Source organism: Tissierella pigra (assembly GCF_018917845.1).
GTDB lineage: Bacteria > Bacillota > Clostridia > Tissierellales > Tissierellaceae > Tissierella > Tissierella pigra.
Map to the genome: position 1 here is coordinate 306,425 of NZ_JAHLPJ010000001.1, position 18,740 is coordinate 325,164.

An 18,740-nucleotide genomic window follows, 5' to 3' on the forward strand; every position below is an offset into this window, starting at 1 on the left:
CAAATTTGATTGTGACTGATGGTAATCTGTATAAAAATTTAAAGCTTTTATAATAGTAGAATTCCGTCTAGAGATAAAGAAAATCCCTCTAGGGGCAGAAAGAAAGATGTTTTTTTAATATACTAATTAATGTTAGCCTAGACTAACTAAGATATGATAACAAAGAGGAGGATTTAAATGAATAAAAAATTTATTATACCAATTTGTCTTATTTTGGTGATTTTAATGACAGCATGCTCTACAGAGAATAATAATTCACAGACATCAGGCAAACCTACAGATCCTGTCAACCAAGGTAGAGAGACTATTATAGTAAAGGATATGAAGGGTGATGTTGAAATCCCTGTTAATCCAGAGCGTATAGTGGATGTTTCGGGATCAGCAGATGAGCTTATTATTTTGGAAATGCCATTTATTGCCTCAGCAAATACCAGCATGTTTGATAGTGTAACGGTGCCAGACTACCTTCAGAAATATTTTATGGAAAATAAGGTAGAAACAGTAGGAAATTATTCTGGAGCATCAGGAGATCTCAATCTTGAGAAAATTGCAGAGCTTAAACCAGACCTGATTATCATGAACATTCGCCATGAAAAGGTATATGAACAGCTGAAAGCTATTTCACCTACGGTTATGCTTAGTGATGATATGAGTTTCGTTAACTGGAAGGGGCGCTTTAAGCAGTTGGGAGAGTGGTTTGGTAAAGAGGAAATTGTAGACAACTGGCTTGAAAATTATGATGAAAAGGCTATAGAATTTGCCATAATGGTAAAGGAAGTAGTAGGAGATGAAACTTTTGCAGTCATAGAAGCTAATTCAGTGCATTTCGGGTCCTATTATGTTTATAGAACAGGTGGTCCAGGAGAACTCATATTTGATGCAATGAAGCTTCCTGCTTCTGCCGGCATCCCTGAGGGTGTTTGGGGAGAAGTGGTGGATGCAGAATATTTCTCAAAAATTGATGCAGATCATATTTTTTTCTTCAGTGATGATGGGAAGGTTGGAGATACGGTGAATAGTCCCACTTGGCAAAACCAGAAAGCTGTGAGAAATGGGAATATATACTATGGTTTGAACAATGAACAGTATGACATGGCTTATACACCTAATGGTAAACTAATTTATATGGAGAAAATGGCTAATGCCATCATTAATCATACAAATGTGGAATAATAGAAAACAAAAAAATTCTAGAAAAGTATCAACAGTACCAATAGAGTGGATACGCACGAGAACAGGATATTCATTATTTTTATTGATATTGGTTTTCATATTACTGATATCCATTCTGCTATCTGTAAGTGTTGGAGTTGCTGGAGGAAATCTTAACATACTGTTACATACTCTTGCTTATAGAGGCAGTCCTTCTGAAATAGGAAGGGTAATGCTGGAAATGCGTATGCCCAGAGCATTGGCTGGCTGCTTTACTGGGGCGGCCTTTGCTCTTGCAGGTGCTGTTATGCAGGGGATGACAAGGAATCCATTAGCTGATGCTGGTCTATTGGGAATAAATGCAGGAGCAGGTTTTCTCGTTTCCCTTACTGCTGTATTTTTTCCATCAATATCGGCTCTTAGTATGATGTTTGCAGCATTTCTAGGTGCAGTCCTTGCAGCACTGATGGTATATGGTTTAGGCATGGGTAAGGGAAAATCTGGCTCAATTCAGTTGATTTTAGCAGGTTCAGCTGTTTCAGCTCTGTTAACTGCCTTGAGTCAGGGGGTTTCTCTGGTTTTTGGTCTTTCAAAATCTTTATCCTTTTGGACTGCCGGAAGCTTGTCAGGAATTACGTGGCAACAGCTTATTATAACAATTCCTTGGATTGTTGGAGCTGCACTTTTAAGTCAGTTCCTTTCTTACCAATTATCAATATTGGCTTTAGGTGAGGAAAGTGCTGTGGGTCTTGGAATAAATGTACAATTAGTTCGTGTAATAGGTATGGCTGCAGTTTTGGTAATGGCAGGTGCCAGTGTTTCTTTGGTAGGGGGAATTTCCTTTATAGGATTAATTGTGCCACATTCAGTGCGTTTTATTGTTGGGACAGATTATAGAAGGCTTTTGCCTGTGTGTGCTCTGTTAGGTGCAGTATTATTGGTGCTTGCTGATATAGTGGCTCGTACTATTAATGCTCCTTTTGACACTCCTGTAGGGGCACTGGTTTCAGCAATAGGTGTTCCCATCTTTCTAGGGTTGACCTATAGGAAGAAAGGAGGGATTATATGATGAAGCGAGGCAGACAGTGGCTAGTGCTATGGTTTCTTTTAATGTTAGTTTTTATTGTTATACTTTTATCCGTGAATATGGGATATTCCAAAATTCCTTATGGATATGTCATTGAGAGTTTACTTAACTCGCAAGGGGTGGACTCATCTACCGTGCTTTTGCAGATTCGCCTTCCTCGTATTATCCTGGCTTTCCTATGTGGAATGGGGTTAGCATTATCAGGATGTATACTACAGGCTGTGACAGGAAACCAACTGGCTGATCCGGGGATTTTAGGAATAAATGCTGGAGCTGGGTTTATGGTTATGCTATTTCTAACTCTTTTTCCTTCTTTGCATATCAGTACTATGGTATATCAACCTATTTTTGCCATGATTGGAGGGCTTTTAGTAGCATGGATTTTATACGTTTTTTCCAATCGAAACGGGAAAGTAAGACCTTCTTACTTTTTACTAGGAGGGATTGGAGTTTCAGCAGGTTTTACTGCAATTATGACTATTATGGCTTCCGATATGGATAACAGCAGCTATCAATTGGTGGCTAGATGGTTGTCAGGAAATATATGGGGAACCAGTTGGTATCAAGTCAAAGCGCTGATTCCTTATCTTTCAGTCCTTATTCCAATTCTTTTTACTAAGGTTAATGTTTTGGATTTACTTCTCCTGAGTGAGGAAGCTTCCTTAGCATTGGGTGTTAAGGTAGAGAGGGAAAGAAGAATCTTGTTGATTGTTTCCGTCGCTTTGGCTGCAAGCTGTGTTTCTGTCACTGGGGGGATTAGCTTTATTGGTTTAGTAGGACCTCATATTGCAAGAAGGTATATAGGAGCAAGACATCGTATGCTTATTCCTGCTTCGATGCTAATAGGAGGTTTGCTACTACTCATGGCTGATACTATTGGACGTTCTCTATTTCAGCCAATTGAAATACCAGTTGGAATTGTTATTTCTGTTTTGGCTGCGCCATATTTTTTGTATTTGCTTCGAAAGCAAATAGGAGGTGAAATATAGTGGAATGTTGCATAAAAGCCAGCAAACTATCTGCTGGATATAATGGAATTTTAGTTTTTGCTGATTTTAATATAGAGATTCCTAAGGGGAAAATTACAACGCTGATTGGCTCCAATGGTTCGGGAAAATCTACTATTCTTAAAACCATGTCCCGATTAATTGCTCCTACTGAAGGCGTAGTATGTTTAGGGGGAAAGTCAATTCATAGTATGCCAACTAAGTTAGTAGCACAAAATCTGGCTCTTCTTCCTCAAGGGACACAAACCCCCTCTGGTATTACTGTGGCTGACTTAGTAGAGTACGGAAGATTTCCATACCGAAGTAAGATGTCAGGGCTTAGCTTAGAAGATAAGAAAATTATTAAATGGGCGTTAGCTTGTACAAATATGAAAGAGCTTGCTGATAGGAAGATGGATCAACTTTCAGGAGGGCAGAGACAGCGTGCCTGGATTGCCATGGCATTGGCACAGAAAACTAATATTCTATTTCTTGATGAGCCTACTACTTATTTGGATATCTCTCATCAATTGGAAACATTGTATCTATTACAGCAATTAAATATAGAGCAGGGAGTGACTATTGTTATGGTTCTCCATGATTTAAATCATGCCATAATGTTCTCTGATTATCTTATAGCTATTAAAGAGGGGAAAGTACATAGCACTGGTTCCCCAGAAGATGTAATTATACCTCAAACCCTCCGAGAGGTTTTTAATGTAGAGGCAGAGGTGATCCGCCATCCTATTTTAGATGTACCAGTATGTCTTCCCTATGGTATAGGTGGTCAAGTATTAGATAAAGGAAAGGAGAGAAAAACTTAGTGAATACCTATAAGAGATTATTCAAATACATTCCAGAAAAAATGAATTACTTACTCCTTTCGGTGGCTTTCTCTGTAGCTACAGCGGTATTGACCATTGTCCCGTATTATTATTTATGGAATTTTTTAAGGGAATTCTTTGTAGTCCAGAGTTTAGGAAAGGCTATGGATTATGCAGTTACAATAGTAGCTCTGCTTATAGTATATGTGGTAGTATATCTTGTAGCATTATGGATGTCTCATTTGTTGGGATTTAGATTGGAAACTAATTTAAGAAAAGTAGGTGCTGAGTATCTTATGAATGCATCTTGGAACTTTTTTGATATGAATTCGTCAGGTAAAATTAGAAAAATAATTGATGATAATGCAAGCAGGACTCATATGGTGGTCGCACACCTCATTCCCGATACTACAGTAGCTATACTTGTTCCTATATTGATGTTTATCACATTAATTGTTATTGATTATAAATTGGTAATACTATTACTTGTTATTACAATTTTAGGAGTATTGCAGTTTAAGGGAATGTACGGAGATCCACAATTTATAAAATATTACACTACAGCATTAGAAAAAATGAATGCTGAAAGCGTGGAATATGTTAGAGGTATTCAAGTATTGAAAGTGTTCAATGGTACAGTATATACTTTAAAATCCTTATATAACTCTATCAACGATTATTCAGAATTTGCTTTGAACTATTCTATGAGTTGTAGATTTCCATATGTTTCATTTCAGACTTTGTTTAATCTGTGTATAACATTTACTATTCCTTTTGCGATTTTCTTTATAAATCGTGGGACAAGTGCTATGACAATATTAGCTGAAATAATATTTTTTGCAGTATTTGTTAGTATTCTATTTGCATCTCTAATGAAGGTTATGTATGTAGGTATGTATAATATGCAAGCAAAAGATGTTGTAGATAAATTAGAAGAAATGTTTAATGAAATGAATAGAAAAAAGATATTACATGGCAGCAGAGGGGAATTTAAGAATTTCAATATTGAATTTAAAAATGTTTCTTTTAAATATGAAGAAGAATACGTACTAGAGAATCTCAGCTTAAAGCTAGAAGGGGGTAAGACCTACGCCTTTGTAGGTTCTTCTGGAAGCGGCAAAAGCACCATTGCAAAACTTATAAGTGGATTTTATAAGATTGATGATGGAGAAGTCCTTATCGGTGGGGAAAATATCACTGATTATTCTGAAAAGGCCATATGTGAGAATATCACAAATGTATTTCAAAATGCACAATTGTTCAAGACGAGTATCTATGAAAATGTGAAGGTTGGAAACCAAAATGCCAGTTATTCTGAAGTTATGAGAGCCCTTAAACTTGCTAATTGTAATGATATATTAGATAAATTTGAAACTAGGGAAAATACCATAATCGGATCAGAAGGAGTCCACCTATCAGGTGGAGAAAAACAAAGGATAGCTATTGCAAGGGCAATACTTAAAGATGCGAATATCATTATTCTAGATGAGGCATCTGCTGCAGCAGATCCAGAAAATGAATATGAAATTCAAAGAGCGTTTTCTAATTTGATGGAAGGAAAGACTGTCATTATGATTGCCCATAGACTATCTTCCATCAGAAATGTAGATGAAATCTTGGTATTAGATGATGGGAAAATAATTGAACGAGGAACTGATAAAGAATTGATGAGTATAGATTCAAGATATAGATATCTTCAAGAACTATTTTCTAAGACCAATGAATGGAGGATTTATGATGAAATGGCTTCAAGATAGATTTTCCCTAAGTGAAACAGGAGCAAAAGGATTAATTAAGGCATCTATAACTTCTTTTTTCTCATATGTTGCTTATGCTTTACCAGTAATTATTATTTTGATGTTTGTAAATGAGATACTAAATGGAGAACTCAAAAGTGCTGTTTTTTATGTAATTACGATTATTATTACTGGGGTAATAATGCATATAGTCTTAGATGTTAATTATGTTAATTTATATAACCAAACATACAAAGAAGCAGCTAATTTAAGGATTGATATAGCGAATATATTGAAGGATTTACCACTATCATATTTCTCAAAACACAATGTATCGGATTTGTCTCAGACCATAATGCAAGATGCAGCTGATATTGAACATGCATTAAGTCATGCAATACCTCAAGCCTTAGGGTTTTGTTTATATTTTATAATTTCTGTAGTGTTTCTTTTGGAAAATAATATTAAGTTGGGCTTAGGGGTATTAGTACCATTATTTGCAAGTATAATTTCAACATATGTATCTAAAAGAGCACAAATTGAAGCTTCAGCAGAGTATTATTATAAACTCAGGGAGAATTCTGATAAATTTCAAGAAGCCATAGAAATGCATCAAGAGATAAGGTCATATTCATTAAAGGATGATGTGCTGAAAGACTTAAAAAAATCTGTAGAAGAAGGAGAGAAGCTTCATATAAGAACTGAATTCAAGCAGGCTATTCCAATTAATCTAGCCTCAGCATTAGTGAAGGTATCCTTGGGAACTACAATTATTACAGGAGCTACTTTGATTATAAATAATGAAATATCTATCGTTTATTTTATAGCTTATTTGTTGGTTGCTACTAAGATAATGTCAGCAATGGATAATCTTCATCAAAATATGGCTGAAATACTGTATCTAGATGCAAGAATTTCTAGAATCAAAGAACTTAGAGAGACTTCAATTCAAGAAGGAGTAACAATTGCTCTAAACTCATTTAATATTGAGTTTAGAGATGTGAACTTTTCATATACTGATAAAAAGCGTATTATAGATGATGTTTCTTTTATAGCAGAACAAGGAAAAGTAACTGCACTAGTTGGACCATCGGGTTGTGGAAAGACCACTATTCTAAGACTAATGGCTAGGTTATACGATTATGATACGGGAAGTATTTTAATAGACGGTAAAGATGTTAAGAAAATTAACACAGGAAGTTTATATGAAAAGATTTCTATTGTATTTCAAGATGTTACGCTATTTAATTCATCAGTAATGGAAAACATCAGAATTGGAAACAAAGATGCAACTGATGAACAGGTAAAAGAAGCCGCAAGATTAGCTCACTGTGAGGAATTTGTCCTAAAATTATCTGATGGTTATGATACTTTAATAGGAGAAAATGGAAGCAAATTATCAGGTGGTGAAAGACAAAGAATTTCCATTGCCAGGGCTTTCCTAAAGGACGCACCAATAATTCTATTAGATGAGATTTCCTCATCCTTAGATGTGGAAAATGAGATGAAAATTCAAGAGAGTTTGAATAAGTTAATCAAAAATAAAACAGTTGTAATCATTTCCCATAGACTTAAATCAATTGAAAATGCAGACAAGATTATTGTAATGAATTCGGGAAAAGTGGATGCTGTAGGAACACATAAGGAAGTGCTGGAGATATCCAATTTATATAGGAATATGATTCATAAGTCTAGATTGACAGAAGAATATATATATTAAAAGAGTTAATATAGAAGCTAATTCACCTTATGGTCCAGTGGTATTTTAAAGTAGCCAACATTCTAAGAATAATAAAGTATGCCCACAATGAATAGTATACTTTATTATTATAAAATAGTTTTAAATTTAGTACTACATAGTAGGTAGTATATACTAACTAGTGTTTATTTTTGATTCGGAGGTGGTATCTTTCAGCATAAATATTAATCTATCTCATTCTATCGGTGATTCAGCACTAACAAACATAAGGTATTAACAACATTTTTAACAGATATAATCAAGGTATCTCCTGAAATAGCTGAAGAGGATGCCTGCAGAATTGAACACGTTATTAGTGATGAAACATTTAGAGGGCTAAAAAAATTTCTAGAAGATAACTAAATGAATAATAATACATTTCATAAAGAGATAAAAAGCCATAGAAATATTTGATAATATTTCTATGGCTTTTTATTTTTTCCATTTCTAATTTCAATCCCCAATTTAGCCAAGATTTTAAAATTAAGATTCATATCCAAAAAGTGTAATTTGATTTTTTCCTGTCATACAGATTTCAATCTCTATTGCATCTAGTTGTACTACATTTCCAAGACCTAATCCAGTATGAATTCCAACAAAGGATGTTTGGAGACCATTGATTACTTCCCAAGGGTTGGAGGCTCCCAATACTGTGTCTGTTATATCATATTCTATAGGAGTAGTTAAATAGTTAACAGTTCCTATTAGAGAAAGGTCTATTCTTTGTAATTGAATCCAATTTCCCTGAGAATTAGGCCGCCAATAGAGTATCATTGAACTAACTCCTACTGCAAGAGTTAGACTAAGGCGACAATAATATTTAATAATAACTTGTTTGATTTCTAAGAATTCATATTCTGATGGTAACATAGTATATCCTAAAATAATTCTTCCGCTACTTTGATTAAGTAAGGCTGAGTTTAGGATAGCAAGACTTCCGTTATGAAGTCCTATTGCATTATTGATATTACTGAAATCACTTCTACCATTAAAAGCAGCTTGAGTAGCATTGGCAGCACCAAAGGTGTTGCATTCCATATTCTCATCAGATGTACTTACCATAATAGAGTTATTCGTTCCAAGTTTATAAGGGGAAGGAAAGCGTTGGCTCATACTGCTAAGGGGTTCAGTTATTCTTATGGTAAGAAAATCATTGTCATTATCGCTCAAAATAATAGACACTGGCAGTGGAGCTGACACTTGTACTGCAGTGAGGAAAATGCTTTTTTGTGCTTCTGGTGTCCACAGATTTTGTTTTTCAGTTAAAATTCCAAAACTATTATATTTAACTATATTGGAATTTTCTTCTAATGCTAAGAAAGGCTGCTGATTATCCTGTAGAATACCACTATTTTGAATGCTTTTTTTCATCATATAGCTCTCTCCTTTGCCTCAAAATTCATAGCCTAAAAGGGTGATATTTACTGTACCTACAGCATTTGTTGAAATGGATATAACTTCATCTGGATTAAATTTAATAGGAGAGGGAAAGCTTTCACTATAGGTGGCAAGGGTACTGGTAATGATGATAGACATAAAGGTTGCATTATTCTCTCTATTTAATTTAATAACCAGCGGAACAGAAGCAGAAACCTGCAATGCTGTAAGAAATATACTTTTATCAAAGGCAGGTGTCCAAATCGGTGTATTGGTTTGAATTGAAGAAAAAGTTTGAAACATGATAATATCAGAGGGATACTCTCTTGTAAACAAGGGATTCTCCTCTAAATTAAAAACTATGCTCATTAGTTTAGTATTATTATCCATTAAAAAAACTCCCATACCATATATTTTTATAACAATAGAAAAGCCTTATTTAATAGTTTTATATAAGAAATCTTTCCTCAATGGGTTTCAATAAAGGTTACATTTAATCCTTTGATAAAAATAAAGAAATAAATTGTATAGAAATAGGAACTCCTTTAATAGGGGGATATTCTACTTCTAATACAAGAAGACCAGACCCTTTTTAATTATATAATTGATACTTGGTTGGATGACTCCGTTTATAAAAAGATTTTCATAAGAAGTGTGCTGGGGGTCAAGAATTCCTTTGTTTCCATATATAGTTAATTCATCTTCATTTGTATAAATTTTCTCTCCGTTGGAAATGGTGTTATACTGATAAAGTTCTGCTTTTAAAAGTTGCTCATTTGCATCATTTATTATTAAATATTCAAGAATAATAGGCACTCCATTTTCAGGAGGTTCTAGTAGTGTTAAAGTTAAAAGACCTGTTTCTACTATATAATTGGTTTCTGGTTGTAATACTCCATTAATATAAAGATTATAGAAGGAGACTTCATCTGGATTAGGTATGCCACTGTTACCATAGATTATTAGTTCATCATAGTTTGTAAATTCTTTTTTAATTCCATCGGAAACCGTATTATATTGATACCTTTCTCCTTTAAGAATCCCACTTCCTTTGTTACTGAGAGAACCGGTGATTTCTGCAATCATTACAACATTACCATTAGAATTTAAGGTTCCAACATCCCATATAATTTGTTTGTTCTCCTGTGATATAGTGCCTTGAGTAAGGGTGATAATATTAAAATCAACTAAATCATCTAGTAGTAAAGTATCAGTCACAAAAACATTACTAACTGGTCCATATCCATTATTGACTATTTTAATTTCTATTCTCCAAGTATTTACAGTATTGGAGTTGACTGCTACGGGTCCTGATGTAATATATTTTTCAATAGTTAGATTGCCGAATATATTGGGACATTGATTATTTTTACTGCTTTCTATTTGCTTACTTTGAACAAGGGGCTTATTTTGTAATGGGAAAAAATTAGGGAAATTCTTAAATTTAAAAATATCATAAACATAATCCTCATTGAACTCTTGGCAGATGCAAGGTTCAGGAAGCGATTTAAAGCTAGGGATTAATGTCTGTACCTTTCCTACTGCCTTAATAATAATAAATACACCTACTGGAAAGTTTAATTGATTATCTAACTTAACAGGTTCTTTTAAAAGTTTGGAGCTGGTTTCCACCATAATATTAAATGTAAACTCATCTCTTGATTCTGGCATAAACATGACAATATCTTTAGATATATCAGGAAGATAGCCTTTAATTATAGTATTGTTTGTAGTGATTATCTCAAATTGGATTTTTAAGAGAAATCTAACTCTTTTAAAGTTTGGTTTATTTACTAAATTAGTAATTATTAGACTGTCTTCTATAATAAATCCTGATTTAAATAAAATGTTTTTGAAACTGCTGTCATTGATACCTATCTCAATATTTTCAAAGCAAACTCTTTGTTTATATTGAGAAAAAACTTTGTGGACAATGGCACAGGTATTTTCTAAATCATTGATATAGTCAATAACTTTAATAGATGCTCCTGAAGATATATCTGATAATATGCAGGAATTTGGACTTAAACCTGAAGCAATAGCCCTACTAAGAGAATGTAATCCAGTAGTATTAAAAAAGCCTTCGATTTCCAAAATAGCAGTTAAGGTTTCCCCAGGAGAGAGTTTTTCAATATTCCATATAATAGAGTTATGAGATATGGAAATTTGACCAGAATCCACAAATAAGGTGTAGATATAGTTAATTTTATCAAGCAGAACATAGTCTATTACAACAATATTTTCCAAAATATCATTTGTTAGATTAGTAATTTTAAGAGAAAATTTCCACTTTCTAAAATTGCCTAAAAATCCGATTAATGGTTTACTTAATAGAATATTTTGTAGCAACAATTGTTTTTTCACTGGATTTGTAACTGGATACACGATGATTTGAAAATCCCGTGAAGGATTTGTATATATTTTATGGGAATTTATATTCCCAACTCCTATAACAGTATCTAAGCTTCTAAATCCATCTATAGCAAATGGACCAGTTATATCCATTACAAGAATAGAGCTTTCTGATTTTTTTAGTATATCAATTTCCCAAAGAACCTCGTTATTCTTTAAATAAGCAGTTCCATGGGATATATTTATGATTTTAACATTATGAATAGTATCAATAAGTAATGTATCTGTTACCAGAACATTAAATATATTATCATCACTAAGATTAGATAGTTTTATTTCTACTCTCCATGTGTTAGTTTCTTTAATATTTACTTTTGTAGGACCTGATGTAATTGTTGTGATAATATCTAATCCTTTACCAACATCTATTGAGCTTCCGCCGACAATATCCGTTGTTATGGGACCTAAAATAGTATTTCCAGTTGCGAGACTGCTACTGATGAAACGGGTACCATCAGCATTGAAGGAACCTTCTACCCTAAAAATTGCAGTAGCAGATTCATCTATATTTAAAGCATCTATATTCCAAGTAATAACATTATTTTCTATAAGGATATTACCATGAGAGGGGAAGAAACTTTCTATATTTAATATATAGTCTAGAAGAATATTATCTGTTACAACAATATTGTTAATAGGCATATTGCTTATATTAACTATTGTCAATCTGAATTCCCAAACAGCTGTAAGACCTGTGGGTATAGACTTAGGTCCAGATATAATAGCTTTTTCTAGTTTTAAATAAGAATCTACAGTATTTTCAATACTAATATCCATATCTGTTACAGGACCTATAGATATATGTCCTGAAGGTACGACACCTTCAGCTATGGCAGAATTAAGATTAGTAGACATCTTATCTCTAAAGGTAACAAAAGTAATAATTATAGTAGAATCCTTTAAAGGAACATCTTCAGTTTTAAGAGTGAGAAGACCTTTTTCAATTTCATAGTTAATCCTTGGCTGCAATAATCCATTGATAAACAAGCTATAATAAGAGACCTCATTAGGGTCAAGGATACCCTTGTCTCCATATTCCACTAACTCATCATTATTGGTATAAATTTTCTTTATACCATCAGATAGGGCATTATATTGATAAACATCTGCTTTAAACATGATCATCACTCCAAAGATAAATATATTTTTAGCTTTCCATCAATGAGTTTGGAAAATGGGTATCCTAATTAGAAGCCGTTCTTATTATTCTATGTATGTAATAAGAAATGAGTTCCTTATTATAGGTATAAAATTTTAAAGATAAAGGATGTGCAAGTTATGGCACATCCTCAGTATGATGATTAAGTTGTTACTGTAGTGTCAGAATCGGATACTGGAGCGAAGTTAGTTACAACTAAGGTAATTGGTGCACCTACAGGAATTGTAGCTGCATCAGTAATAACAACTTGAGATCCATCACCACTAACTGTATATAGACTGGATTGCTGTAATACGCCATTTATAAATAGCATATAATATCCATTGTCTGCAGTTGCAGTAGTAAGATCACCTGTCATTACATTACCAGTATCATCTGTAAATTGAGTAGCTGGAATAGTAACTGTATCAGCAGTTCTTTCGTCTTCTCTTAGCTCATAAAAGTATTTATCAATTTCTGGATTTATATCAGTATCAGTTGTAGTAACAGCATCTATTACAAGTTTGAATAATTTAGTAGCCATTGATTATTCTCTCCTCTATTATATTTTAAATCTGCTTACATTTTAGTATATTAGACAAGTTGTTAATTTGTTACTAATATCTGTTCTTTTCATAGAGTATATTTCATTATCTGAAATGTAAAAATCTAAGTATAATGGATAAATTTTATTCTTATTATATAGATACTCTACTTCTAAACTCTGTAATATCTAGATTATTCATGATATAATAATAGAAGAATTAATTATAATTTAAAAGGATAGGAGAAGTAGTGAATATTTATTAGATTATAATATCCTTATGGTTTATAATATAAGAAAAAGAAAGATAATAAAGAGAGGTATTAAGCAAATGAGAAAGGGAATGGAGGGGAATAAAATATGAATAGACGGAGTAATTCAAACTTAGGAGACGAAATTAAAAATATAGTACAGAATGCACTAAATAACAAAGATTTTAATAGACTAAATAAAGACATTGAAAATATTGTTAAAGGTGCACTTGATGAAGTTAGAAAGTCTATTGATTGGAAGCAGGATAAAAGTAAAAGTTGGAGTAATCAAAATTATAATGGACAGACTAAAGATAATTACTCTTATACTATTAGGAAAGAAAAAAAATATAATGGCAGTATCATGAATAGTAATAATAATGTTCAGTGGCAAGGAAATCGTAATAGTAAATCAGCTTTGAAACCCACTAAGTTTACTGTTCCAATGGGACAAGTGTCAAATATATTGTTTACTGTATTTGGATCCATCGGAAGTATTATATTTGGAGTACCAGTACTTGGGTTGATATTAACATTTATGTTTAATGGAGAGAGGGGATTGCTTAATGGTGCCATCGGAATTTTTCCATTATTTGCTTTAAGTGCAATCTTGTTTATGAATGGAAGAAAGATTCGTAAAAGGCTGAAAAGATTTCAAAGATATATAATACAGTTACGAGGACGCAATTATTGTTTAATTAATGAGCTTTCTTCAGCAACGGGATTAAGTAACAAAGCTGTAGTCAAAGACTTACGTAAGATGATTACCATAGGTATGTTTCCGGAGGGACATATAGATGATAAAAATACTTGCTTTATGTTAAATAACGAATGTTATGAACAATATCTTCAGTTACAGAAGCATATAGAAATAAAGAATTTTGAAGATCAGGAAAAACAACTATATAAAACAACGGACGAAAGCTTGAAACAGGAAGAAAGTAATACAAAAGATGAATTAAAACCAGAGATTAGAAAAGCAATAGATGAAGGGCGCAAATTTGTTGCAGAAATCAAAGATGCCAATATTGCAATTCCAGGAGAGGAAATCTCACAAAAATTAGATAGATTAGAAAACATAACTGGAAGAATTTATGATTATGTAGAAATTCATCCTGAAAAGTTTTCTGAAATAAAGAAATTTACAGAGTACTTTTTGCCAACAACATTAAAATTAGTAGATGCCTATAGGAAATTAGATTACCAGCCTATAGAGGGAGAAAATATTTCAAGTGCCAAGAAAGAAATAGAGGATACAATGGATACTATTAATCTTGCCTTTGAAAATTTATTAGATAGTTTGTTTGAAGATGTGGCAATGGATATATCCACGGATATATCTGTACTGCAAACCATGTTTGCACAAGAAGGACTAACAGAGAAAAATATGAAAGTTAAAAAATAAAACTATGGAGGATAAAAAATGAATAATGAGATTCCAACATTGACTTTTGAACCTTTTGATGATGATAGTTCTACTGAAGGAGGACTAAGTAAAGATATATTAATTAAAGAGGATGTGCAAATTCAAAAACCAGTGCTTGATGAAAGTATGCTTTCTCCAGAGGAGAAAAAAATGGTGGATGATTTTGCAAATCAGATTGATTTAAATAAATCCAATCAGGTTTTACAATATGGAGTAGGAGCTCAAAAAAAGATAGCAGATTTCTCAGAGACTGCCTTAAATAATGTAAGAACCAAGGACTTAGGAGAAATTGGAGAGATGCTTTCTGGTGTTGTAACAGAATTAAAAAGTTTTGAGGTAGAAGAAGAGGAGAAGGGATTTTTAGGATTTTTTAAAAAGTCGTCTAACAAACTTACGGCAATGAAAGCAAAATATGATAAAGCAGAAGTTAATATAAACAAAATTTGTGAAGCTTTAGAAAAAAATCAAATACAGTTATTGAAAGATATAGCAATGCTTGACAAAATGTATGAACTTAATAAGATTTATTTTAAAGAGCTTTCCATGTATATTTTAGCAGGTAAAAAGAAACTTGCTAAAGTTCAGGCTGAGGAATTACCTGCTCTAATAGAGAAATCAACTATCAGTGGTCTGCCAGAAGATGCACAGGCTGTTAATGATTTAACTGCTCTTTGTAACCGTTTTGAGAAAAAAATTCATGATTTAGAATTAACTAGAATGATTTCAATTCAAATGGCACCACAAATTCGCCTAGTTCAGGGAAATGATACTATAATGGCTGAAAAGATTCAATCAACTATTGTAAATACAATTCCACTATGGAAAAGTCAGATGGTTTTAGCTTTAGGAGTTACTCATTCATCTCAGGCTGCAAAGGCTCAAAAAGAAGTTACAGATATGACCAATCAACTATTGAGAAAAAATGCAGAAACACTTAAAATGGCAACTATTGAAACAGCGAAAGAATCAGAAAGAGGAATTGTGGATATTGAGACACTTCGAATTACCAATGAATCATTAATATCTACTCTTGATGAAGTTATGCGTATTCAAGTAGAAGGTCGTCAGAAGAGAAAAGAAGCAGAAATTGAGCTAAATAGAATTGAAGAAGAATTGAAAACTAAACTTTTAGAAATAAGAGGTTAATAAATAGCGTTTAATGATGATATGCCAGTAGTCTTTGAAGATTTTGAAGTAGTATACAAATTGTAGAAAATAAGCCAAGAAGTCTAGAAGTTAAATCCATGAATATATAACTAAATACGGATAATTGCAGATAAAATACAACTATGTTATAATTTCAGACATAATACAAAAAGGTAAATGGGATAAAATATATCTTTAGGAGGAAAAATTAAGTAACTAGGGGTGACTGTCTTGGTAAAGCAATATACTAGAGAAATTATTCGAGAGAAATTTATAGAGATGTTAAATGAGCGTCCACTTAATAAAATCACAGTTAAGGATATTGCTATAGCATGTGAGATCAATAGAAATACTTTTTACTACTACTACACAGATGTATATGCACTTTTGTCAGAGATATTCCAAAGGGAGCTTCAGACAGTAATTGATGAATATAATGATACAGTTTCCTGGGAGGAGAGCTTTATTGTGGCTGCTAAATTTGCTTTAGAAAACAGAGCGGCTGTTTATCATGTGTATAATTCCATGCAGAGAGAAGAATTAGTGAATTATATATACAATGTATCGGGGAATGTCATGATGCGGTATGTTGAAAAAGTAAGTGATGGTATCTCAGCTTCTTCAGAAGATAGAAAACTGATTGCTTCTTTTTATCAGTGTGCCCTCACTGAAATGGTGCTACGCTGGATTGCTTCTGGAATGAAGGGAGACCCTGATATTATAATCAGACGAATCGGGTATCTCTTTGATGGAAACATAGAGTTATCACTTAAACGAAGTGCTGGTTTAAATGATGTTTAGTAAAAAATAATAAGAGAATCCTCCCACATCAGACATTTTAACTTTAATGCCTAAAAATTAGACAAATTAACCGCAGTGTTCGAATTTCGAACACTGCGGTTTGTTTATCTAATGAAAAAGATATAAAAAACCTATATTATAGATTTATACAAACTTTATAAATAATAAGTATTCATAATTCAAAAGGAGGACTTATTATTTATTACACCATATTGGCATGCTAATGGAGTGAACAGAGAAGAACTGCAAATTGATAATAGGATTTAGAAGAATATCAAAAAAATTAAGAAAGAGGGAGATACAATGAAATTAAAGACATATGATGATAGACTTAAACTTACAAATGGAACTTATCATACTTTAGTAAATGCAAGAAAACCTAAAGGAATTGAAGACAAAAAAGCCTATTTAATTGGTACAGGAATTGGAGCATTGGCTGCTGGTTGTTTTTTAATTCGTGATGCTCATATGGATGGCAGCAAGATCACATTTTTAGAACAATTAGACATTCCAGGAGGTTCTTTAGATGGAGCAGTTCGTCAAAATGCAGGTTATGTAGCACGTGGCGGACGTGAGATGGGACATTATTTTGAAGTTTTATGGAATCTATTTAGTTCATTACCATCTACAGAAGACCCTAATATGACTGTGTTAGATCACTTCTATTATACAAATTATGATGACCCAAATTCTAGCAATTGTCGTATTACTAAAAACCAAGGTGAACGCTATGACAATGGAAAATTTAATTTAGGTCAAGAATTAGCAAAAGAATTAGCTACTTTTACCATGATGTCAGATGATAGTCTTCAAGATAAGTCTATTGAGGATATTTTTTCTGATGAACTATTAAATAGTGATTTCTGGACATATTGGAGAACTATGTTTGCTTTTGAAAACTGGCATAGTGCTTTAGAGATGAAACTATATATGAACCGTTTTATTCATCATGTTGGGGGACTTCCAGACCTTTCAGCTTTACAATTCTCACGTCATGACCAATATACTTCATTTGTAAAACCAATGGTTAAATATTTAGAAGACCATGGTGCTAAATTTAAATATGGAATTACCGTTGATAATGTGGAGTTCCTAATTTCAGAGGATAAAAAAGTTGCAAAGAAAATAGTGGCAAAAGATAAAGATGGAAAAGACGTATCTATTGATTTAACAGAAAATGATTTAGTATTTATTACTAATGGTTCTATGACTGAAGGATCTGGATATGGTGATGATAACACTCCTGCTCCATTTAATAAAGAAATAGGTGGATGTTGGAAGTTATGGAGAAATATAGCAGCTCAATCAGATGAATTTGGAAGGCCAGATAAATTCTGTACAGATCCAGAAAAGTCTAACTGGGAGTCTTGTACAGTAACTTGTCATGATGAACGTGTTCCTGCATATATTGAAAAAATTACAAAACGTTCTCCATATGGCGGACGTACTGTAACAGGTGGTATAGTAACAGCCCTTGATTCTTCATGGTTAATGAGCTGGACAATAAATCGTCAAGAACAATATTATGGACAGCCTGAAAAGGATGTTGTTGTTTGGGTATATGGTTTATTCTCCGATACTCCTGGAGACTATATTAAGAAACCTATGAGAGATTGTACTGGTAAGGAAATCACAAAAGAGTGGTTATATCATATAGGAGTTCCTACAGAGGAAATAGAAGAGTTAGCAGGATCTTGTACTGCAGTTCCTGTTATGATGCCATATATCACATCTCAATTTATGCCTCGTGAATTTGGAGATCGTCCATATGTTGTACCAAAGAATGCAGTAAACTTTGCTTTCCTTGGACAATTTGCTGAAACTCTAGATGATCCAGGACGTGATACAGTATTTACTATTGAATACTCAGGACGTACAGCTATGGAGGCAGTATATGTTTTAACTGGAGTTGAAAAAGGAGTTCCTGAAGTTTATGCTTCAAGATATGATATACGTTATTTATTAAATGCAGGCAAATGTTTATTAGATGGTGAGAAACCAGAAGTGAATCTATCACCAATGACTAAACAGATGATTGCACAACAAATAGCAGGAACAGAAATTGAAGTGTTATTGAAAGAATATGGAATTCTTTAATCACATTTAAACTTAATAATTTAAT

At 32.9% G+C, this 18,740-nt stretch carries 14 protein-coding genes and 1 pseudogene; 11 read left to right on the plus strand and 4 right to left on the minus strand.

The genetic code is table 11. From position 1 onward, the window contains the following. Positions 1-225: 225 nt before the first annotated feature. From KQI41_RS01625 to KQI41_RS19365, 7 genes and pseudogenes are all read left to right on the plus strand, one after another. The gene (locus KQI41_RS01625) at positions 226-1,173 is read left to right on the plus strand and encodes an ABC transporter substrate-binding protein (protein WP_216584686.1); all 948 of its coding nucleotides are present in this window, start codon (positions 226-228) and stop codon (positions 1,171-1,173) included. Beyond that, positions 1,142-2,221 carry a FecCD family ABC transporter permease gene (locus KQI41_RS01630; protein ID WP_216584687.1) on the plus strand — a complete coding sequence of 360 codons (1,080 nt, stop codon included), beginning with the start codon at positions 1,142-1,144 and terminating at the stop codon, positions 2,219-2,221. Before KQI41_RS01625 ends, KQI41_RS01630 begins: the two co-directional genes overlap by 32 nt. Next, positions 2,218-3,228 (plus strand): FecCD family ABC transporter permease, encoded by a 1,011-nt coding sequence (locus KQI41_RS01635; protein WP_154440123.1) that lies wholly within the window; start codon positions 2,218-2,220, stop codon positions 3,226-3,228. The genes KQI41_RS01630 and KQI41_RS01635 overlap by 4 nt, the downstream gene beginning before the upstream one ends. Further along, positions 3,228-4,049, plus strand: coding sequence for an ABC transporter ATP-binding protein (locus KQI41_RS01640; RefSeq protein WP_342366186.1), 822 nt, complete (start codon positions 3,228-3,230; stop codon positions 4,047-4,049). Before KQI41_RS01635 ends, KQI41_RS01640 begins: the two co-directional genes overlap by 1 nt. Continuing rightward, positions 4,049-5,806 carry an ABC transporter ATP-binding protein gene (locus KQI41_RS01645; RefSeq protein WP_216584688.1) on the plus strand — a complete coding sequence of 586 codons (1,758 nt, stop codon included), beginning with the start codon at positions 4,049-4,051 and terminating at the stop codon, positions 5,804-5,806. Before KQI41_RS01640 ends, KQI41_RS01645 begins: the two co-directional genes overlap by 1 nt. Then, positions 5,784-7,505 (plus strand): ABC transporter ATP-binding protein, encoded by a 1,722-nt coding sequence (locus KQI41_RS01650; RefSeq protein ID WP_216584689.1) that lies wholly within the window; start codon positions 5,784-5,786, stop codon positions 7,503-7,505. The genes KQI41_RS01645 and KQI41_RS01650 overlap by 23 nt, the downstream gene beginning before the upstream one ends. Positions 7,506-7,754: 249 nt before the next feature. Then, a pseudogene (locus KQI41_RS19365) lies at positions 7,755-7,886 on the plus strand (metal-dependent transcriptional regulator); the annotation flags it as partial. Positions 7,887-8,006: 120 nt separating this feature from the next. On the opposite strand, the gene KQI41_RS01660 reads toward KQI41_RS19365, so the two are convergent. The 4 genes from KQI41_RS01660 to KQI41_RS01675 form a co-directional block, all read right to left on the minus strand. Then, entirely contained in the window at positions 8,007-8,897 is an 891-nt protein-coding gene (locus tag KQI41_RS01660; RefSeq protein ID WP_216584690.1) for a hypothetical protein, read from the minus strand. A gap of 18 nt (positions 8,898-8,915) precedes the next feature. After that, positions 8,916-9,290, minus strand: a complete 375-nt coding sequence (locus KQI41_RS01665; RefSeq protein ID WP_216584691.1) for a hypothetical protein — start codon at positions 9,288-9,290, stop codon at positions 8,916-8,918. Between the two features lie 177 nt (positions 9,291-9,467). Beyond that, the gene (locus KQI41_RS01670) at positions 9,468-12,431 is read right to left on the minus strand and encodes a DUF4183 domain-containing protein (protein WP_216584692.1); all 2,964 of its coding nucleotides are present in this window, start codon (positions 12,429-12,431) and stop codon (positions 9,468-9,470) included. A 182-nt stretch (positions 12,432-12,613) separates the two neighbouring features. Next, the gene (locus KQI41_RS01675) at positions 12,614-12,994 is read right to left on the minus strand and encodes a DUF4183 domain-containing protein (protein ID WP_216584693.1); all 381 of its coding nucleotides are present in this window, start codon (positions 12,992-12,994) and stop codon (positions 12,614-12,616) included. 360 nt (positions 12,995-13,354) lie between these two features. On the opposite strand from KQI41_RS01675, the gene KQI41_RS01680 reads away from it, so the two are divergent. The 4 genes from KQI41_RS01680 (at position 13,355) to KQI41_RS01695 (ending at position 18,715) form a co-directional block, all read left to right on the plus strand. Next, positions 13,355-14,650, plus strand: a complete 1,296-nt coding sequence (locus tag KQI41_RS01680; protein ID WP_216584694.1) for a 5-bromo-4-chloroindolyl phosphate hydrolysis family protein — start codon at positions 13,355-13,357, stop codon at positions 14,648-14,650. 18 nt (positions 14,651-14,668) lie between these two features. Then, positions 14,669-15,817: a toxic anion resistance protein gene (locus KQI41_RS01685; protein ID WP_154440129.1), complete on the plus strand. Its 1,149-nt coding sequence runs from the start codon at positions 14,669-14,671 to the stop codon at positions 15,815-15,817. 231 nt (positions 15,818-16,048) lie between these two features. Next, the gene (locus KQI41_RS01690; RefSeq protein WP_154440130.1) at positions 16,049-16,618 is read left to right on the plus strand and encodes a TetR/AcrR family transcriptional regulator C-terminal domain-containing protein; all 570 of its coding nucleotides are present in this window, start codon (positions 16,049-16,051) and stop codon (positions 16,616-16,618) included. A gap of 303 nt (positions 16,619-16,921) precedes the next feature. Next, on the plus strand, positions 16,922-18,715 hold the full coding sequence (locus KQI41_RS01695) for an oleate hydratase (RefSeq protein WP_216584695.1): 1,794 nt from the start codon (positions 16,922-16,924) through the stop codon (positions 18,713-18,715). Positions 18,716-18,740: the final 25 nt, after the last annotated feature.